Origin of the sequence: Streptomyces sp. NPDC001634 (assembly GCF_040298185.1) — a bacterium.
In the GTDB taxonomy this organism is placed as follows: domain Bacteria; phylum Actinomycetota; class Actinomycetes; order Streptomycetales; family Streptomycetaceae; genus Streptomyces.
In genome coordinates, this window is record NZ_JBEOZU010000101.1 from 1 (window position 1) to 16,136 (window position 16,136).

Sequence of the window (16,136 nt, forward strand, 5' to 3'; positions counted from 1 at the left end):
CGGGCCACCAGCCTGCCCACCTGCAGAAATGACCGCCCCCGAATGAGCCGAAAGGGTCCGTCAGCAAGCTGACGGACCCTCACGCAAGATCGAGGCTAGGGCATCCTCGCTGCACCAGCCCTTACGGGGACAACCTTTAGTAATTCGGCATCCCGGAAGCGGCGAGGGCGAAATAGAGCACCAGCAGGAAGGTGAGGGTTGCCGGTGCGACGGTCAGTGCGGCGCGCATCATCGCGGCGGCGGCCTCCGCACCGGTCGAGCGGTGTGTCGAGGGGGCCATCACGGCCAGCAGCACCGGAAGCGCGGAGAGGATGCCGCCCGTGAAGGAGCCGAGGGCGTCCGCGGCATTCACGGCGAGCAGGACCGTCGTGGCCGATACCGTCATCCTCACCGGGATCTCCCAGCTCCGGGCGCGGTCCGGCAGCCGGTCCGTGTGCGCCGGGGCGGGCCAGGTCCGCAGACCGGCGAAGATCACGGCCAGGGCCACGGCCGCCGTGAGCCAGACGTTCGCGCACACCGTCGCGACCAGACCGGCTCCGGCCGCGCAGGCCAGGGCCGCCGTCAGCGTCCGCGCCGGACGCAGGGCGGGCGCGAGCCGCCCGTAGGCGAGGCAGAAGGACACGACGACCAGCTGAGCCGCGACGTTGCCGTGCGCGGCGCGCGCGGCCGCCTCGGTCCCGCCGTCCAGCCACATGAGCGCCAGAAACGGACCCGACGTCGTGGGCGCGCCCAGCAGGAGCCCGCCCAGGCGCGGGCCCGAACGCCGGGCGACGACGGAGACGAGCAGCACGAGGGAGGGGGCAAGGGCGGTCCGGAGGAGCAGGATGTCCATGCCTGCGAGCCTGGCACCGACATCGCCGATTTTGGCTCGGACTTCTCGGCCCTTGGGGGTCTGTCACCGCGGAAAGCTCGGCCGTATCATTGTTCAGCCGAGTATTTGTAGCATGGGGTCATGGACCGCATCGATCGGCAGATCCTCACGATCCTCCTTGCCGACGGCCGGGCGACCTACCAGGAGCTGGGTCGTCAGGTCCGGCTGTCGGCCAACACTGTCGCCGACCGCGTACGCCGGCTGCAGGCTTCTGGAATCGTCCGCGGGTATCGGGCCGACCTGAATCTGGCGGCGTTCGGGCGCGGGATGGAGTTGCTCAGCGACGTCCGCCTGCGCGAGGGCGAGGACCGCAAGGCCTTCGAGACGCAGCTGCATCAAGTGCCGCAGGTCGTCGGCGCGATGCGACTGACCGGGGACTACGACTACCAGCTGCGCCTGGCCTGCATCGACGCCCGCGAGTTCGAAACGGTCATCGACCGGCTCAAGGCCGACCTCGGGGTGCGGGAGTTGCGCAGTCGGCTCCTCCTGCACGAGGTGCCGCTGGGGCCGGGCCGCGTCCTGGAACCCTGACGAGGGTCATGTCAGCAGTGCAGTGGCTGACGCCTCGGGGCTGGTGATGGCGCGCAGCACCGTGCGCTGAGATGCGCTTTGAAAGGCGGGGGTGTGCAGGGTTGTGCGGCAGTCCGTGCAGTTCGCAGCTGGGACTTGCGGCCAGGAGCAAGGGGGTACTCCGGCGAGCCCCGGCACGCACCACCGGGCGGTGGCAAGCGGCAGCCGCCTTTCAGCGACCGAAGCGACTCAACGACGGACACAGAGCAACGAAAGTGGCCGGCGAGGGCGTGGAGCACATGCAAGGCAACTCTGACGCCGTGTCGACGATGCGATCGCCAGGCTGCCCCCAGCGACTGAACGGCCGTCGCAGCGACTGAGCGGACCTCGGTCGCTGCCCACCTCCAGGGGAAGACGAGCAGGTCGAGGATGGCGTCGTACCCGGAACAGCGACCGAAGCGACTGAAGCGACCGACAGCTCCACTTCGGACTCGCCCCGCCAACCTGGGCACGCGCGACGCAGGCCGGATGGTTGACCAGACTCGAGTCGCTGATCATCCCCAGGTCTCACCGTTTACCAGATCCGGGCCGAAGTGCCGGGTGGCGATGGACACGAGGGGCGGAAGCGGGCCGTCCTCCATCGCGAGTTTGAAGGTGTGTACCAGGCACGTGCGCACCGGGTGCACCGGTCCGCCGGGGGGCCCAGCCGTCGTTCGTGGACCGGGGCCGGTTCTGGGGGCGGGCCAGAGCGAAGGCGACGAGCATCGTGCGCTCGTCCTCGAATTGGAGGTAATCGACGATCGCCCGGTTGGTGAAGTCGAGGTGGTGGAAGACGACCGCGACGTCCTCTTCCCCGTACGGTGCCTGCCGCAGGGCCGGCAGCGCGTCGAGAATGGCGTCGCCGCGGGCGAGCACACGGGCGCGCTCGTACGAGTCGCCCCACGGAGGCGGGTCGTTGTCCCGCAGGCCCTCGGGGCGTTCGTCGGAGCACAGAACGGTGCCGATGTCAGGGTCGTCCCAGCGGGCCTGCCCGCTGACGCTCTCCCAGTTCAGACTCGCGTTGACACACAGCTCCCCCGCCAGCAGCGCCCAGGGCGTGCAGACCACACGCTCACGCGCCAGGTCGACAACAAGTTGCCCGAACTCTTCGCAAGGCAGCAAGGCCGGCTCAGCGGGCGCGGTGAAGGCGTCGGTCCATATCCCCATGCGACGGGTGTACAGGGGAGCTTCCGGAGAAGGCCAGCGAAATTACGTACGCCCCCGAGGCAGGGCCGCTTGCCGCCGACAGTGAGAGTCACAGGCGCGTGCCTGGTGTTGCCGCCGCCCGTGCGACGCGGGAGCAACGCCATTGCGTGGCATCGGGGTTCGACTATCGCGAAGCGGCCCGAGAAGCGACCGCGAAGCGACCCATCAGCTGAGCGAACATCACCGCCACCGGACTGGTACCACGCTGCGACTGCGGCCACCGCCTGATCTTCGTTGGTCGACACAATTCACGATGATCAACGGTGGCCGCTGCTGTCGCCGCACCGGCCCTGCCCAGCAAGATGACCGTCTACGACCGAAGCATCAACGCATCACGACAATGCCCTTTACCTGCAGACAGCAGCCGAGTGCGCCACCCCGCCAGAGCACTATTTCCAAAATTGTCAACCACACATTAGAGAGGCACCAGAGAACAGCGATTTCCGGTAAAGTCAATATCATTTCGTGATTGGTTCTCCCGCGGGGCGCGTGATATTCAATTGGCGCAATCGTCGTCAGCCTGCACGGAGGGACCACGCCATGAACGAGCACTCGGCCGAGGCCACTTGGCGCGTCGATCGTCGCTGCACCAACTGCGACGTCGCCCGGCAGCTCGCGCCGGAACTGGTCGCCGAGGTCGCCGGCCGCTCCTCGGTCATCCGCCAGCCGCGCACCGAGGCCGAGGAACAGACGCTGTACGCTGCGGCATTCGCGTGCCACACCCGATCGATCCGGCACGGCGCGCGCGGACCGCACCCGGCACTTGATCCCTTCCCGCTACGCCTTGCCGAGCAAGTACACCTGTGCGGGCACAACTCGCCGCACACCGCCGGCGCGAACTCCTACCTGCTGCGCCGGCCGGCCGGAAACCTGATGATGATCGACACGCCGCGATGGAGTTCCACCCTGGCCACGAAATACGCTGCCCTCGGCCCGATCACCGATGTGCTGCTCACGCATCGCGACCACGCCGCTCACGGCCGCGAATACGCCGACCGGTTCGGCGCCCGCCTGTGGATCCACGAAAAAGACCTGGCCGCCGCGCCGGACGCCGACGGCATTCTCCGGGGCACCGAGCCGATCGAGATCGCCGACGGTATGACCGCGCACCCGCTGCCCGGGCACACCGAAGGCAGCGTGCTGTATCTCGCCGACGAGGCCTACTGCTTCAGCGGTGACAGTTTCTACTGGTCCCGGACTGACGGCGACATCGCCGTCGCCGAGTCGGTCACCTGGTACTCCATCACCGAACTGGCAACATCGCTGGCCCGTACGGCACCGCGGGTGCGCTTCGAATGGCTGCTGCCCGGCCACGGCGACCGCAAGCAGCTGCCTGCCGACGAGTTCGCCCGCCGGATGCACGACCTGGCCGCCCGCACCGCAGAACTCTCACCCCGCCCGATCGACTTCACCGCCCTGCGCTGGTGACTCATCCCGCTCCCCAGCGAGGAGATCCCCCTGCGCCCTGCTGCTGAGCACAATCGCCGAGTTGGGCGGAGACCTTGCCGACCTGAACCGGATCGTGCCCACCCATGCGCACCCCCACGAGCAGGGCGCGCCCGCGCTGCGCGAGCACACCGGCGCCCGCGTCCTGATCCATACCGCCGACGCCGCGTGGCCGGCCGACGGACGGGGGCCGGCGGACGGCCGGTCCAGCCCGGCGGCCCGGCGGTTCGACCAGCTCCCGGCCGCGCATTGGACGCCGTTCAAACCCGATGCGACGGTCGAAGACGGCGAACTCAACTCCGGTTCCGGCGGGCTGCGCGTCAATCACACGCCGGGCCACTCCCCCGGCCACATTGCGCTGCTGCACGAACCTACCCGCACGGTGCTGGCCGGCGACGCAGTGTTCCACGCCCACCGTCTTGGCGACGGGCCGGCCACCTTCGCCGCCGAGCCCGCCGCCCGCAGCATTGACGAGTCCTTCCGTACGCAGCTCACCGGCAAGAACCAGTTCCCTGTGGTCAGGTGTGAGCAGACGCAGCGCCACGGTGCAATTGGTGCCTGTGGTGGCCTGGATCCGGCGCGCAACGCGGGCGAAGCGGGTCTGGAACTTGGGCAACTGTGAGCGCGATACGTCCGTCGGGGATGCTGACCGCGAGTGCCCATGGCCGCACGGCCGGTCCGGTGTGGCCGACGACGTCGCCCTGTTGTGATCGTGAAGTTGCCACCACGGCCCGGAATCTCGTGACTCGACGATGGTCACTCCGGGTACCTATTTCGTAAGGATATGAGTGTCACGCTGGAGAAATGGCCGGTTTCGGGGGGCGTGGGCGACGCCACGCGATGGTGGCGGCAGGTGCCGCGGCGGTGGTGGCGAGCTTGGTGTGGAGCGGGTTCCACCTTGCCCGCGGCGGGTTGGGGCCGGCGGACGTGGCAGCGGTAATCGGTGTGCCTCTGGGCGTACTCGCTGTGGTGCTGGGCCTGCGGAAGCCGGTGGCCACTGACTTGGCCGACCAGGCACGGGCGGCGGCCGCAACGCTGGCCGCCCAGATCCGCGCAGCAGAGGGGGAGCAACTGCACCTGCTGCTGGGTAATGACACCGAACGCATCAATCTGACATACACCCTGGTCGGTGGCCCGCGCCCCGCACAGACGCCGGCCGGCAGCGGTCACCTGCTCAACGGCGATGCCGCTGCCTCGATGCTGGACATCGCCACGTACTACCGCAGCACCCGGCCGCGCAGGCTGGTGTCACCGGAGAGGCCGGCGCCGGCAAGACCACCCTGGCCATGGAGCTGATGCTGGCACTGATCGAGGAGCGCGAGCCCGACGACCCGGTACCTGTACGCCTGTCACTCGCCGAATGGGACACCACCATCGCCTTGGACGAGTACCTCACCGCGTATCTGATCCGCGCCTACCAGTGGCCGAGAACCATGGCGGCCCAACTGGTGCGGCATCGCCTGGTCCTGCCCGTACTCGATGGTCTGGACGAGATGGACCCCACTCTTCCCGACGGCAACCCCGACCCCACAGCCCTCCGGGCACGAGCCGCTCTCCAAGCCCTCAACCACTATCAGCACGGCCGCAATGCCGCACCGCTCGTCCTCACTTGCCGAACTCGCCACTACAACGTTCTTGACCAGTACATACGCCTGGTCAAGGCCGCCCATATCGCCATCGAACCCGTCGACGCCACCGACGCCCAGAGCTATCTCGCTGCCCGCACCACCGACCTCACCCGATGGCAACCGCTCCTCGACACCCTCCGCAGCTACCCGCATGGTGTCCTCAGCCGCACCCTCAGCACTCCCTGGAGACTCTGCCTCGCCGCCACTGTCTACGCCGATGACGGCGATCCGGCTGAGCTTCTCTCCCACCCCACCCCGGCCGGCCTCGACCAGTACCTTCTCGTTCGCTACATCCCTTCCGCCACAAAACGCCGGCCGCACCTCGGTTACGCCCCCGAAGAGGTCCACCGCTGGCTCCACTACCTCGCCACTCACCTCGCCGCGCAAGATCCCGGCTTGGCATCGGGCAACGCTGCAGCAGGAACAAGCGGTTGGCCTGCAACCGACCTGATCCTTCACCGCCTCTGGCCCCTTGCAGGTGCGCGGCGGGTACGCATCGTGGATGCCGCCCTCACCACCAGTCTCTTTCTCCTGGCCTGTGTCGTACCCGCGGTGATGCTCCGCGTTCCCTCCTCGCTGACCGGCGTTGCCGCAGCAGCAACCCTGGATGGGGCGCTCATCGCGGCATCATCTGATGTACGGGCACCTCGGCGGCCGAACTGGCGTCAGTTCAGGGGCTGGCGCACCGTTCGGTTCATCGGCATCGGGATAGTTGTGAACGGTGTGTTCGCCGCGATCAACGCCGTGAAGACCTCCGCTGCCCCAGAGCTGGGCTACGGCGTCTTCTGCATGAAGGGCACCCCGTTCGTCCGCGCTTGCGTTCCGTGGGGATCATGGCCGCGAAGGCGGGACGAGACGGCGGCCTGTGCCGTGGGGCGGCTTGCTGCGGGTTTGCCAACTGCCGGTGTGTCCGAGTGGGGCGGCAAGGAGCAGTGCGGCAAGGGCGGTGAGGGTGGTGCCCTGCCAGCCGAGGGTGTTGAGCAAGGGCGCGGCGAGAGCGGTGCCGATGGCGCCGACCGTGAAGTACAGCACCAGGTAGACGCTGGAGAGACTGCCGGAGCGTTGCGGGTCGAGAGCGATGACGCGGCTCATGTTGGCGGCTTGGGCTGCGAAACAGCCGGCGTCGACAGCGGCGAGGCCGAGGGCGATGGTCGGCGGGGTGTTCAGACCCGTTGCCAGCAGGATGGTTCCGGCTGCGGCGGCCAGCATACAGATGGTGATCATCGTGGCCGGGGTGTGCCGGTCGGTGAGACGTCCGGTGAGCGGGAGCGCCGCGAAGCCGAGGAGTCCGGCCAGGCTGTACAGACCGATGGCAGTCGGATCGAGGGAGTGGGGCGGTTCGGCCAGGGCCAGCGCGAGAGCGACCCAGATCAGGTTGAAGGCGAAGTACCACAGCCCGCCGACGACTACCGCCCATCGCAGCTGCGGGAGCTCGCGCAGCAGCGGGGGAAGTGAGACTAGGGCGGCGCGGTAGCTGTGGCCGGAGTGCGGGCGCTGCCGGGGCAGGAGCATGGCGGCGGCGATCGCGCCGATCAGGGCGAGGGCGGCGAAGACGAGGAGCATCCGTCGCCAGCCGAGGATGTCGGTGAGAGTTCCACCAGCCAGGCGACTGAGCAGGATGCCGGCCGACATCCCGGCGGCCACCGTGGCGACGCCGGTCGCGCGGTGCCCGGCTGGGGCATGCCTTCCCGCGATGCTGCTGGCCTGGGCCGCGACACTGGCGGCCGCGCCGATGAGCAGGTAGGCGGCCAGGAGCGCGCCCGCGCCGGGTGCGGCCGAGGCGAGGGCGAGGGCGGCGGCCAGGGCGGTGAGCTGTGCGGCCACGAGGCGGTTGGGGGCGAGCCGGTCGGCGAGGGGAAGCAGGAGGGCGAAGCCGGTCATGCAGCCGGCGAGCGCGGCGGTCGGCACGAGGCCGATCACGGAGTGGGGAACGCCGAGTCCGGCGGCGACCGTCGTGAGCGCGGGCTGGATGGCGTAGTTGTTCGCGATCGCCGTCCCGGCTATGCAGGCCAGCAGGAACGTGCCGCTTCGAGGAAGGGGACGGGTCATGGTTGTGCGCCGCGGGTGAGGATGACGGCGTAGCGGCACTCCCCGTCGGTGGTGTTGGCGAAGACACGCTCGGCGGGCTCGCCGAGTTCGATGGTGTCGCCCGCGTCGAGTTCATGGACCGTATCGCCGTCGTGGAAGGTCAGGTGGCCGTCGAGGACCCAGACGATCTGTCGTATGAAGGCGAAGGCGGCGGCCGGATACGGCACTTGGGCACCGGCGGGCAGGCGGATCTCGGCGACCTCCGCGGGGAAGTGAGGGCCGGTGATCTGGCGGCGCCGGTAGCCGGTGCCGGGGTCCCGCCACTCGGCCGTCTCGGCCCGGCGGCGCACGCCTGCCACCGCCTCCGTGTCGTCCTGCACCCCTTCGGCGAGGGCGAGCAAGGAGGCGATGCTGAGCTGGAATGCGGCCGACAGCTTGCCGAGAACGACGGCGGTGGCGCTGCTCTCGCCACGCTCGATCCTGCTGATCATGGCCTGGGACACCCCGGAGGCATCCGCGAGCTGGGCCAGGGTCCATCGACGGCGTTCCCGTTCGGTGCGGACTCGGGCAGCGATCTGCCCCACCAGGGGGTCTACTATGTTGGACATGAATCCAATATACGAAAGAAACTGGGTGACTGTGACCGTACGCCGCGCACTGCCGGGTGACGCGGAGGCCATCTGCGCGATCCGCAACCATGCGATCGAGCAGTCGACGGCCCTGTGGACGCAGACCCCGCAGTCCCCGGCCGAGGGGGCCGCCTGGTTGGCAGCCCACCTGGAGCGCGAATCGGCATTCGTGGCCGATGTGGAGGGCGAGGTGGCCGGGTTCGCGGTCTACGGCCCGTGGCGGGAACTGGACGGGTACCGCCACACGGTGGAGGACTCGGTCTACGTCCGCGAAGGCCGGCACGGGCTCGGTATCGGCTCCGCGCTGCTCAACGCCCTCATCGGGTCGGCGCGCGAGGCCGGCCATCACGTCATGATCGCCGACATCGAGGCCGAGAACGCCGCATCGATCCGGCTGCACGAACGGTGCGGGTTCCACCACGTCGGAACGGTGCGGGAGGTCGGGATCAAGTTCGGCCGCCGGCTCGACCTGACGATCATGCGGCTGCCCCTCACCTGAACCGCCGGGACCGAAGCCGAAGGGGACGGATATTCGTCGCCGGCAACTCCTGCACGCCCGCCGGGGGCGACGTCGTGGTGAAGGTCGCGTCCGGTCCTGCTGTTCAACTCACCGACTTCCGCTGCACCGCGCAGACGACGGACCTCGGACGTGGTGCCCGACTGACGGCTGAGCCACCTCCGCTCGGCAACGCAACAATGCATTGCGGCGCAATCCCGCGACCGATGGCGCCGGAGTCATCCGGCGCAGGCTGGGGACATGGACACCATCACGCGTATGGCTGCGGTCGGGTACCGAGCGGGCAGTGTTCGCCGGTGATCTGCTGCACAACCCACTGCAGATCGTGGAGCCGGACGACTGCCCCAGCGTCGACGAGGACGAGCCCTGCGCACGGAACAGCCGACGCCGGGTACTGGGCAAGGCCGCGGACCGGGGCGCCCTGCCGTTCCCCGCGCATTTCCCCGGGCCGGGCGCAGCCGAGGTGCGACGCGCCGGCGACGGGTTCGCCGTGAAGGAGTGGGCGGCATGGCACTGAGGATGTGCCTCCGGACATGTGGTTCACCGAGCCGGTCCCGGCCCTCAGCCCCCGGCCGAAGCGAGACCGGGGCCGTGAGCCGCCTGCACCTGCCCCTGCCCTGCCCCTGCCCCTGCCCCTGCCCCTTGCAGGCGACACCCCCACGGCAGCAGGAAGATCACAGGGCCGGCCAACCATCCGCACTCAGTCGACAAAAACCCGCAGAGACAGGACGAAGCCGCCTCGATGCGAGCAAGGAGACAGAATATTCTGGTCTGTGCAGAGAGCGATGGTGATCAGAAGTGTCCCGCCAACGCCAAGTCTCACGCCCACACCTTCGTGACACCGCCCGGCTCGTACTGGCCGCCACCCTGGCGTCCGTCCTGACGCTTGGCGCCGGCCCCGCCCGGGCGGCCTCCGCGGGCCACGTTTCGACGATCGACGCGGCTACCCACCGGATGACCGTCACGGATCACGGCCGGACGGTGATGACCTTCACCGCAGGCTTCGGAAAGCCCGGCTTCCGTACGCCGTCCGGAACCTTCCATGTACTGGGCAAGGACGCCGTCATCACGATGACCTCGTGCAGCGCGCACATCACGTGCAATCCACGCAATCCCAACTACTACGTCCTCACGGTCCACTGGGCGGTGCGCCTGACCAACTCCGGCGTGTTCGTCCACGCGGCGCCCTGGGACCACGCCATCGGCCGGGCCGACACCTCCCACGGCTGCATCCACCTGAGCACGACGGACGCCCACCGCTTCTACGATTTCAGCCGGACCGGCGACACAGTGATCGTCAAGAACACCGGTGGCCTCGCCGGCCGCCCGAGCGGCCCATAGCGCCCCCGCGCCTCAGCACCAACGGTCCGTTCTTCGAGGGCATGCGGCGGCGATATCCGCGCCCTCCCGCGTGCCTCCGCGGACACCGGTCCTCTTTCCGAGGCGACCGTCAGCAGCATCTCCAGCAGACCATGAGCCTCCCCCGGGCTCAGCAGGGCCAGGCGCCCCGCCCTGTCGGGCAGGCCGGTGCGTCCGAGACCATATGCCGGACAGCGCCGTGAACGCCGCGGATCGCAGTGTGCGGATGCCGATGAGTTCCCGGTGCCCTGCGCGACCCGGCCACCGCCGACACCGAGAAGGGATGAGTCCAAGGTGTGTTCGGCCGGGGACGGCATCGCCGTTGCGCGGCCGAACCCCTTCGTGAGGAGCTTGTCTGTGCACAGCAGACGGCAAAAGCAAAAGCAAGGAGGTCACCCACTCCTTGCCACTCTCAAGATATAGCGCACCGGGGGCCTTGCGGCAAGGCCCGGGTCGTGCTGCAGAATCTCCGGCCGAAGCCAGAACCTGCGGAAATCAGGGATTCGCGAAGTACGCGCTTCTTTGACGACACATGGGTCTCCGGACGTCGAACCGCCCGTGGAACTCGCGGTGCGGTTACGGGCACTCGGCGCGGAGGTGCGGGTGTCCGCGCCACCGGGCTGCGCGGAGCAGCTGGCCGAAATGCAACCTTGTTGAATGGGGGGCTTTGATGATCGACGTGATCGTTGTCGGCGGCGGACCGACCGGATTGATGCTCGCCGGCGAGTTGCGGCTGCACGGCGTGCATGCGCTCGTTCTGGAGAAGGAGGCGAAGCCGACCAGGGTGGTCCGCGCGCTCGGCCTGCACGTGCGCAGCATCGAGGTGATGGACCAGCGCGGTCTGCTGGAGCGGTTCCTCGCGCACGGTCGGAAGTACCCGCTCCGCGGTTTCTTCGCCGCCATCGACAAGCCCTCGCCCGACCGGCTGGACACCACGCATCCCTACGTCCTCGGCATCCCGCAGCCCACCACCGATCGCCTGCTGGCCGAGCATGCCACCGAACTCGGCGCCGAGATCCGGCGCGGCTGCGAACTGGTCGGGCTGAGCCAGGACGACCACGGGGTGACCGTCGAACTGGCCGACGGCACGCGACTGCGCTCGCGCTACCTCGTCGGCTGCGACGGCGGCCGCAGCACGGTGCGCAAGCTGCTCGGCGTCGGCTTCCCCGGCGAGCCCGCCAGCACCGAGACGCTGCTGGGCGAGATGGAGGTGGCCGTGCCACCGGAGACGCTGGCCGCCGTAGTGGCCGAAGTCCGCAAGACCCGGAAGCGTTTCGGTGTCGGGCCTGTCGGGGACGGGTTGTACCGCGTCGTCGTGCCCGCCGAGGGGTTGGCCGAGGACCGCTCGGTCCCGCCCGCCCTCGAGGAGTTCAAGCAGCAGCTGCGGGAGTTCGCCGGCACCGACTTCGGCGTGCACTCACCGCGCTGGCTCTCCCGTTTCGGCGACGCCACCCGGCAGGCCGAGCGCTACCGCGTCGGCCGGGTGCTGCTGGCCGGCGACGCGGCGCACATCCACCCGCCGATCGGCGGGCAGGGGCTCAACCTCGGCCTCCAGGACGCGTTCAACCTCGGCTGGAAACTGGCCGCCGAGGTGGTCGGCTGGGCCCCGGAGGGGCTGCTGGACAGCTACCACACCGAACGGCACCCGGTGGCCGCCGACGTACTGAACAACAGCCGCGCGCAGATGGAGCTGACGTCCACCGAGCCGGGTCCCCAGGCAGTGCGCCGGCTGATGTCGGAACTGATGGACTTCGAAGAGGTGAACCGGTACCTGATCGAGAAGATCATCGCGATCGGGATCCGCTACGACTTCGGCGAGGGCCATGAACTGCTCGGCCGCCGGTTGCGGGACGTTGGGCTGAAGCGGGGGCGTCTCTACGAGCTGATGCGCGGCGGCCGCGGGCTGCTGCTCGACCAAACCGGTCGGCTTTCGGTGGCGGGCTGGGCGGATCGGGTCGACCACTTGGTCGACGTCAGCGAGGAACTGGACGTGCCTGCGGTACTGCTCCGGCCGGACGGCCACGTGGCATGGGCCGGTGACGACCAGCAGGAACTCCTCGGCCGGCTGCCCAAGTGGTTCGGCGCTGCTGACAGCTGAGCCCGCAGTTGGGGCTCGGGCGGACAGGACCTGTCTCCGGCCGAGTTCGGCCCGGTCCGGTGCCGTACCCTGCCGGCTCGAGCCCCGACACGCCGGATTCGAACTACTCCGCACGACGATCCTGCTTCAGTGCCCGCCCGCGCCCCCTCCCCAAGATCTGTGCCAGTACCGGGATTCGGCAACGCCGGGGGCCTTTCGGTGGGAGCCCGGGTGCGCGCCCGGACCGGGACGTTACGACCGTGTCGGCTGGTTGGCGATCAGAAGGGTGGTGCCGGCGGAACGGAAGCCCAGGCGTGCGTGGATGCGGGCGACGGCGTCCTGCGCGTAGGCAAGGTCGCCTTGGGCAGGTTGCACCCCTCGCGGACGGCACTGTACCGACTGGCCAAGCCGCTGCACCGGCCCCTCGGACGCGCGGCGGACGACAAGGGCCGACTCGACGGAAGCGAGTTCCTGGCGGTGCCGACCGAGGAGCGCTACGACAGGGACACCAACTACCGGCCACCTGAGCTCGAGCGGTATCTCGCCGATCAGCAGCGGGTCCGACTGGAGCCGGTGCTTCTGCCGAACCTCGACGCGAGGCAGAGAGAAGAAGGCGGAAGGCGGTGGCCAGAAGGGGAAGCGCCGAATTCCCGCTCATTACCGCTGGCGTCAGCGTAACGGGCCCGGTGCGAGGCGGGCCTCGAGACCTTCCTCCTGATCCTTTCGCCCTGCCGTGCCTGGGAGCACACCCGAGTAGGCGGGCTGCCCAGACTGGCTTCACCGTGGTTGCCGCTTTCACGGTCACCCGTCTGGCCGCCGTCCTGTCGCCGGGTCTGGTGGCACATGCGCACCGGCCACGGGCCAAGAGCGACCGCCCGCTCGCCTGCTGCCACCGCCGGCCGGAGGCGGCCCCACCTGCTCATGTTCGGATTGACACCGGGCTACCGGGGCTTCGTACTGAACATGAGGGACTTTTGATCAGACATTCCCTGTGGGGGGTTCCATCATCCGCATTCTCTCCCCTTCAGGGAGGCGCCGTGACGGTGCACCAACAGCAAGCTACCCCGACGGTTCTGGTATACGAGGACGACCCCGGATTTCCTCCGCAGGTCAACATGCCCGTACCGCACCCCATTCCACAGCTCGACACACAGCCCTTCCCAACGGCCATCGCGGAAGCCATGCCGCAGCCGGACAGTGCCGGGCCCGGCACCGAGGCATTTCGCTACTGGGTGGCGGCCGACTCGCTCAGCAGGGCCAGCCAGACCTGGGGTCCGCTGGTTCCGGCCGGAACCCAGTGGCACCCGCAGGTCGGACGCGCGCTCACCGCGCACCTCAACGCAGGAGACGACCTCAACGCCTTCTACGACCGCAGAGGCCTTTGGTTCTTCCGCCGCACAGTGGCAGGCGTCACCGTCGCCGCATGCGAGAGCAACGAGGTCGTCGAACACGAGACGGGACATGCGATCCTCGACGCCCTGCGCCCTCAGCTGTTCAACGCGGCGAGCGCGGAGACGGCAGCCCTGCACGAAGCGTTCGGCGACATCAGCGCCCTTCTGAGCTCACTGCAGCTGGAATCGCTGCGGATCGCCGTACTGGCCGAGACGCAGGGCGACCTCGAAGCGTCCTCGCGGGTGTCGAGGATGGCCGAGCAACTGGGCTGGGCCATCCGCCAGGGCCACCCGAACGCGGTCGACCCGGACTGCCTGCGCAACCTGGCGAACAGCTTCTTCTATCGCGACCCGGTGCAGTTGCCGCCGAACGGACCCGCCAACGCGCTCTCCAGCGAGCCGCACTCGTTCTCCCGGGTGTTCAGCGGCGCGTTCCTGAAGATCGTCGCCGGGATCTTCCGGCAGCAGGACCTGCAGGACCAGGCCGGTCTGGCCAGGGCGGCCGAGATCGCGGGACAGCTGCTGGTGGATGCCGTCGTGGCCGCACCAGTGGTGTCCGCCTATTACGCGCAGGTCGCGGGTCACATGATCGCCGCGGACCAGCGCCGGAACGGCGGCACGTACGGTCTGTGCCTGCGCTCGGCGTTCATCCGCCACGGCATCCTCTCCCTGGAGGCCGCCGCATCCATCACCGAGCCGGAGGTGGCACGCCGAGGCGCCGGATTCGCCGAGGCGACGCCGGGCGGTGGTGACGATCAAGGCCTGACAGCCGTCACGATCCAGGGGGCGACGTACGGCATCACCCAGCCGCTCACCCTCTCCGCCCCGGCGCAGGAACGACGCTTCGGCATTGCGGGCTCCGACCCCGTCGGCGGCTCGGTGCGGCCTGCCGACCCCGAGCTGGTCGCCACGTCGTACCTTGAGGACCTCTTCCGCCGCGGCCGGGTCCACGTGCCCGAAGAGCACCGCACCGACGCGGCGTTCGTCGACGACAACCCCGCGCGGCTCAAGACCCACGAGATCACGCGGAGCGCGACCGGCGAGGGTCTTGCCCTGGTCCGGCGGTGCTTCGACTGAACAATCAGTGGAAGAAGCGCAGACGACGGACGGTGAGCCGTCCGTCGTCCTCGCGCTTGATGACGTGCGTCGTACTCGGCGTCGGCTCCTCACCCTCGAACACCGCCTCGCCCCGCGCCAGCAGGTCGCTGATGAATTTCTCGGTCGCCCGGCGCTCGGCGTCATCGCTCTCTCCGCCTTCGCCGGCCTTCTTCTGACCTTCATCCCGAGGGGTATCCGCCGGCGATTCGGCTGCTGAGACCGGCCGGTCGTCCCCGATCGGGGAGGCCGCCATGTCCTGGACCGGTCCCTGCACGTCCACCATGAAACCGGCGCGCTCAAGCACTTCAGCACCCTGTGTGGTCACCATGCCCAGCGCGAGCTGCTCGGAGACCACCTTCACGACAACGGCCTCGGTCTCGTTCACGGCCGCATTCAACTCGGCCAGGCCCAGGCCGTCCGGCAGCTCGATCCGCGTTCGGAGCACGGCACGGTTTTCCATCGTGGCGAGAGCGAACACCGGGTGGGACGCCGTACGCATCCCAGCCTCCCGTGCGAACGCGCGCTCCTGGGCGTTCTCACCCACGAAGACACAGTCGTCGGCCGCCGCTCCCCCTGTGCTCGCGACCGCCTGGTCGAAGATCGTGCGACTGTCCTTGGCACCCCAGTGCACAAGTGCCTCGTCCGTGAAACAGCGGGGGAACGCCTCGTCAAGCGCGGCCGCTGCCCGCGCGGCGGCGCCGTCGGCCGGCCCGGGGTTGGAGATGATGCCCTTGCGTACTTCGCGTAGGACGTCGAGCACGGCCATGACACGCGGGAGGGGCTGAAGTGTCAGGGAGCCGTCGGGTTCCATATGAACATCCGCCAGAGTCGCCCCGATGTCGAAGAAAATCACAGGCATGTGAATTACCTCCCCGTGGTGAATACTTTCGAGTCGCATCCGCGCGGGTGAAAGGGCCGCCACAATGTGAACTGCGGGACCGCGACATGGCGAAGCTGGGGAACCGGTGGCGGCGCTGCTGCGACCGGGCAACGCCGGCTCCATCACAGCCAGCGACCACATCGAAGCCGAGCAGCGGGCCCTTGCTCGTACTCGGTCGGCATGACCTCACCGACACCGTCCACCAGGCAATGCTGAAGGTCCCCGCCTCCACATGGACACCAGCCGTCGTGCCCGACGACGAGATCCGCGACGGGGCCTGTGTCTGCGAGCTTGACGGCGACGTGCTGAACGGCTGGCCAACGGGAATGCAGCTGATCGTGCGCAAGGAACGACCGCACCCCGGCGCCTCCCGCTCGCCCTCGTAACTGCCCGGCCGTGCCCGCATCACCATCGCCCGGCACCCGCCCCCCGAACACCCCCAACCACACCGGCTACC

The 16,136-nt window shown here is 69.0% G+C and carries 14 protein-coding genes and 2 pseudogenes; 11 read left to right on the forward strand and 5 right to left on the reverse strand.

All coding sequences use genetic code 11. From position 1 onward, the window contains the following. Nucleotides 1-136 precede the first annotated feature (136 nt). Entirely contained in the window at nt 137-832 is a 696-nt protein-coding gene (locus ABT186_RS40615) for a hypothetical protein (RefSeq protein WP_351231359.1), read from the reverse strand. Nucleotides 833-952: 120 nt separating this feature from the next. Here ABT186_RS40615 and ABT186_RS40620 point away from each other — a divergent pair, with 120 nt between their 5' ends. Then, nucleotides 953-1,402 carry an Lrp/AsnC family transcriptional regulator gene (locus ABT186_RS40620; RefSeq protein ID WP_351231357.1) on the forward strand — a complete coding sequence of 150 codons (450 nt, stop codon included), beginning with the start codon at nt 953-955 and terminating at the stop codon, nt 1,400-1,402. A 546-nt stretch (nt 1,403-1,948) separates the two neighbouring features. Here ABT186_RS40620 and ABT186_RS40625 read toward each other — a convergent pair. Further along, entirely contained in the window at nt 1,949-2,587 is a 639-nt protein-coding gene (locus ABT186_RS40625; RefSeq protein WP_351929370.1) for a hypothetical protein, read from the reverse strand. A gap of 579 nt (nt 2,588-3,166) precedes the next feature. On the opposite strand from ABT186_RS40625, the gene ABT186_RS40630 reads away from it, so the two are divergent. From ABT186_RS40630 to ABT186_RS40645, 4 genes and pseudogenes are all read left to right on the forward strand, one after another. Further along, nucleotides 3,167-4,054 (forward strand): 4Fe-4S domain-containing protein, encoded by an 888-nt coding sequence (locus ABT186_RS40630; RefSeq protein WP_351231353.1) that lies wholly within the window; start codon nt 3,167-3,169, stop codon nt 4,052-4,054. Nucleotides 4,055-4,106: 52 nt separating this feature from the next. Next, nucleotides 4,107-4,694: an MBL fold metallo-hydrolase gene (locus ABT186_RS40635; protein WP_351929393.1), complete on the forward strand. Its 588-nt coding sequence runs from the start codon at nt 4,107-4,109 to the stop codon at nt 4,692-4,694. Nucleotides 4,695-4,876: 182 nt separating this feature from the next. Continuing rightward, nucleotides 4,877-5,368, forward strand: coding sequence for a hypothetical protein (locus ABT186_RS40640; protein ID WP_351929372.1), 492 nt, complete (start codon nt 4,877-4,879; stop codon nt 5,366-5,368). Continuing rightward, nucleotides 5,368-5,730, forward strand: a pseudogene (locus ABT186_RS40645) (NACHT domain-containing protein); the annotation flags it as partial. The gene ABT186_RS40640 and the pseudogene ABT186_RS40645, both read left to right, overlap by 1 nt. A gap of 801 nt (nt 5,731-6,531) precedes the next feature. Here the strand turns inward: ABT186_RS40645 and ABT186_RS40650 are convergent. Then, a complete protein-coding gene (locus ABT186_RS40650; RefSeq protein WP_351929373.1) occupies nt 6,532-7,749 on the reverse strand; it encodes an MFS transporter in 1,218 nt (405 codons plus the stop codon). Next, nucleotides 7,746-8,336 (reverse strand): helix-turn-helix domain-containing protein, encoded by a 591-nt coding sequence (locus ABT186_RS40655; protein WP_351929374.1) that lies wholly within the window; start codon nt 8,334-8,336, stop codon nt 7,746-7,748. The genes ABT186_RS40650 and ABT186_RS40655 overlap by 4 nt, the downstream gene beginning before the upstream one ends. Between ABT186_RS40655 and ABT186_RS40660 the strand changes: the two genes are divergently transcribed. The 5 genes from ABT186_RS40660 (at nt 8,335) to ABT186_RS40685 (ending at nt 14,778) form a co-directional block, all read left to right on the forward strand. Further along, complete coding sequence (locus ABT186_RS40660) at nt 8,335-8,856, forward strand: GNAT family N-acetyltransferase (RefSeq protein ID WP_351929375.1); 522 nt, start codon at nt 8,335-8,337, stop codon at nt 8,854-8,856. The two genes, ABT186_RS40655 and ABT186_RS40660, sit on opposite strands and share 2 nt — an antisense overlap. A 304-nt stretch (nt 8,857-9,160) precedes the next feature. Further along, entirely contained in the window at nt 9,161-9,391 is a 231-nt protein-coding gene (locus tag ABT186_RS40665; protein ID WP_351237904.1) for an MBL fold metallo-hydrolase, read from the forward strand. 281 nt (nt 9,392-9,672) lie between these two features. Then, nucleotides 9,673-10,215: a L,D-transpeptidase gene (locus ABT186_RS40670; RefSeq protein ID WP_351929376.1), complete on the forward strand. Its 543-nt coding sequence runs from the start codon at nt 9,673-9,675 to the stop codon at nt 10,213-10,215. A 688-nt stretch (nt 10,216-10,903) separates the two neighbouring features. Beyond that, nucleotides 10,904-12,331 carry a rifampin monooxygenase gene (rox, locus tag ABT186_RS40680; RefSeq protein WP_351929378.1) on the forward strand — a complete coding sequence of 476 codons (1,428 nt, stop codon included), beginning with the start codon at nt 10,904-10,906 and terminating at the stop codon, nt 12,329-12,331. 1,016 nt (nt 12,332-13,347) lie between these two features. Further along, nucleotides 13,348-14,778, forward strand: a complete 1,431-nt coding sequence (locus tag ABT186_RS40685) for a gluzincin family metallopeptidase (protein WP_351233160.1) — start codon at nt 13,348-13,350, stop codon at nt 14,776-14,778. 4 nt (nt 14,779-14,782) lie between these two features. Here ABT186_RS40685 and ABT186_RS40690 read toward each other — a convergent pair whose 3' ends face one another. Then, the gene (locus ABT186_RS40690) at nt 14,783-15,658 is read right to left on the reverse strand and encodes an HAD family hydrolase (RefSeq protein WP_351929380.1); all 876 of its coding nucleotides are present in this window, start codon (nt 15,656-15,658) and stop codon (nt 14,783-14,785) included. Nucleotides 15,659-15,743: 85 nt separating this feature from the next. Between ABT186_RS40690 and ABT186_RS40695 the strand changes: the two are divergent. Beyond that, nucleotides 15,744-16,047 (forward strand): annotated as a pseudogene (locus ABT186_RS40695) (IS1380 family transposase); the annotation flags it as partial. Between the last annotated feature and the right edge of the window lie 89 nt (nt 16,048-16,136).

Coding starts and splice junctions, on each gene's coding strand:
- ABT186_RS40625 (WP_351929370.1), bottom strand. CDS start 2,587: ATGGGGATATGGACCGACGCCTTCACCGCGCCCGCTGAGCCGGCCTTG.
- ABT186_RS40655 (WP_351929374.1), bottom strand. CDS start 8,336: ATGTCCAACATAGTAGACCCCCTGGTGGGGCAGATCGCTGCCCGAGTC.
- ABT186_RS40640 (WP_351929372.1), top strand. CDS start 4,877: ATGGCCGGTTTCGGGGGGCGTGGGCGACGCCACGCGATGGTGGCGGCA.
- ABT186_RS40615 (WP_351231359.1), bottom strand. CDS start 832: ATGGACATCCTGCTCCTCCGGACCGCCCTTGCCCCCTCCCTCGTGCTG.
- ABT186_RS40620 (WP_351231357.1), top strand. CDS start 953: ATGGACCGCATCGATCGGCAGATCCTCACGATCCTCCTTGCCGACGGC.
- ABT186_RS40690 (WP_351929380.1), bottom strand. CDS start 15,658: ATGCCTGTGATTTTCTTCGACATCGGGGCGACTCTGGCGGATGTTCAT.
- rox (WP_351929378.1), top strand. CDS start 10,904: ATGATCGACGTGATCGTTGTCGGCGGCGGACCGACCGGATTGATGCTC.
- ABT186_RS40630 (WP_351231353.1), top strand. CDS start 3,167: ATGAACGAGCACTCGGCCGAGGCCACTTGGCGCGTCGATCGTCGCTGC.
- ABT186_RS40660 (WP_351929375.1), top strand. CDS start 8,335: ATGAATCCAATATACGAAAGAAACTGGGTGACTGTGACCGTACGCCGC.
- ABT186_RS40650 (WP_351929373.1), bottom strand. CDS start 7,749: ATGACCCGTCCCCTTCCTCGAAGCGGCACGTTCCTGCTGGCCTGCATA.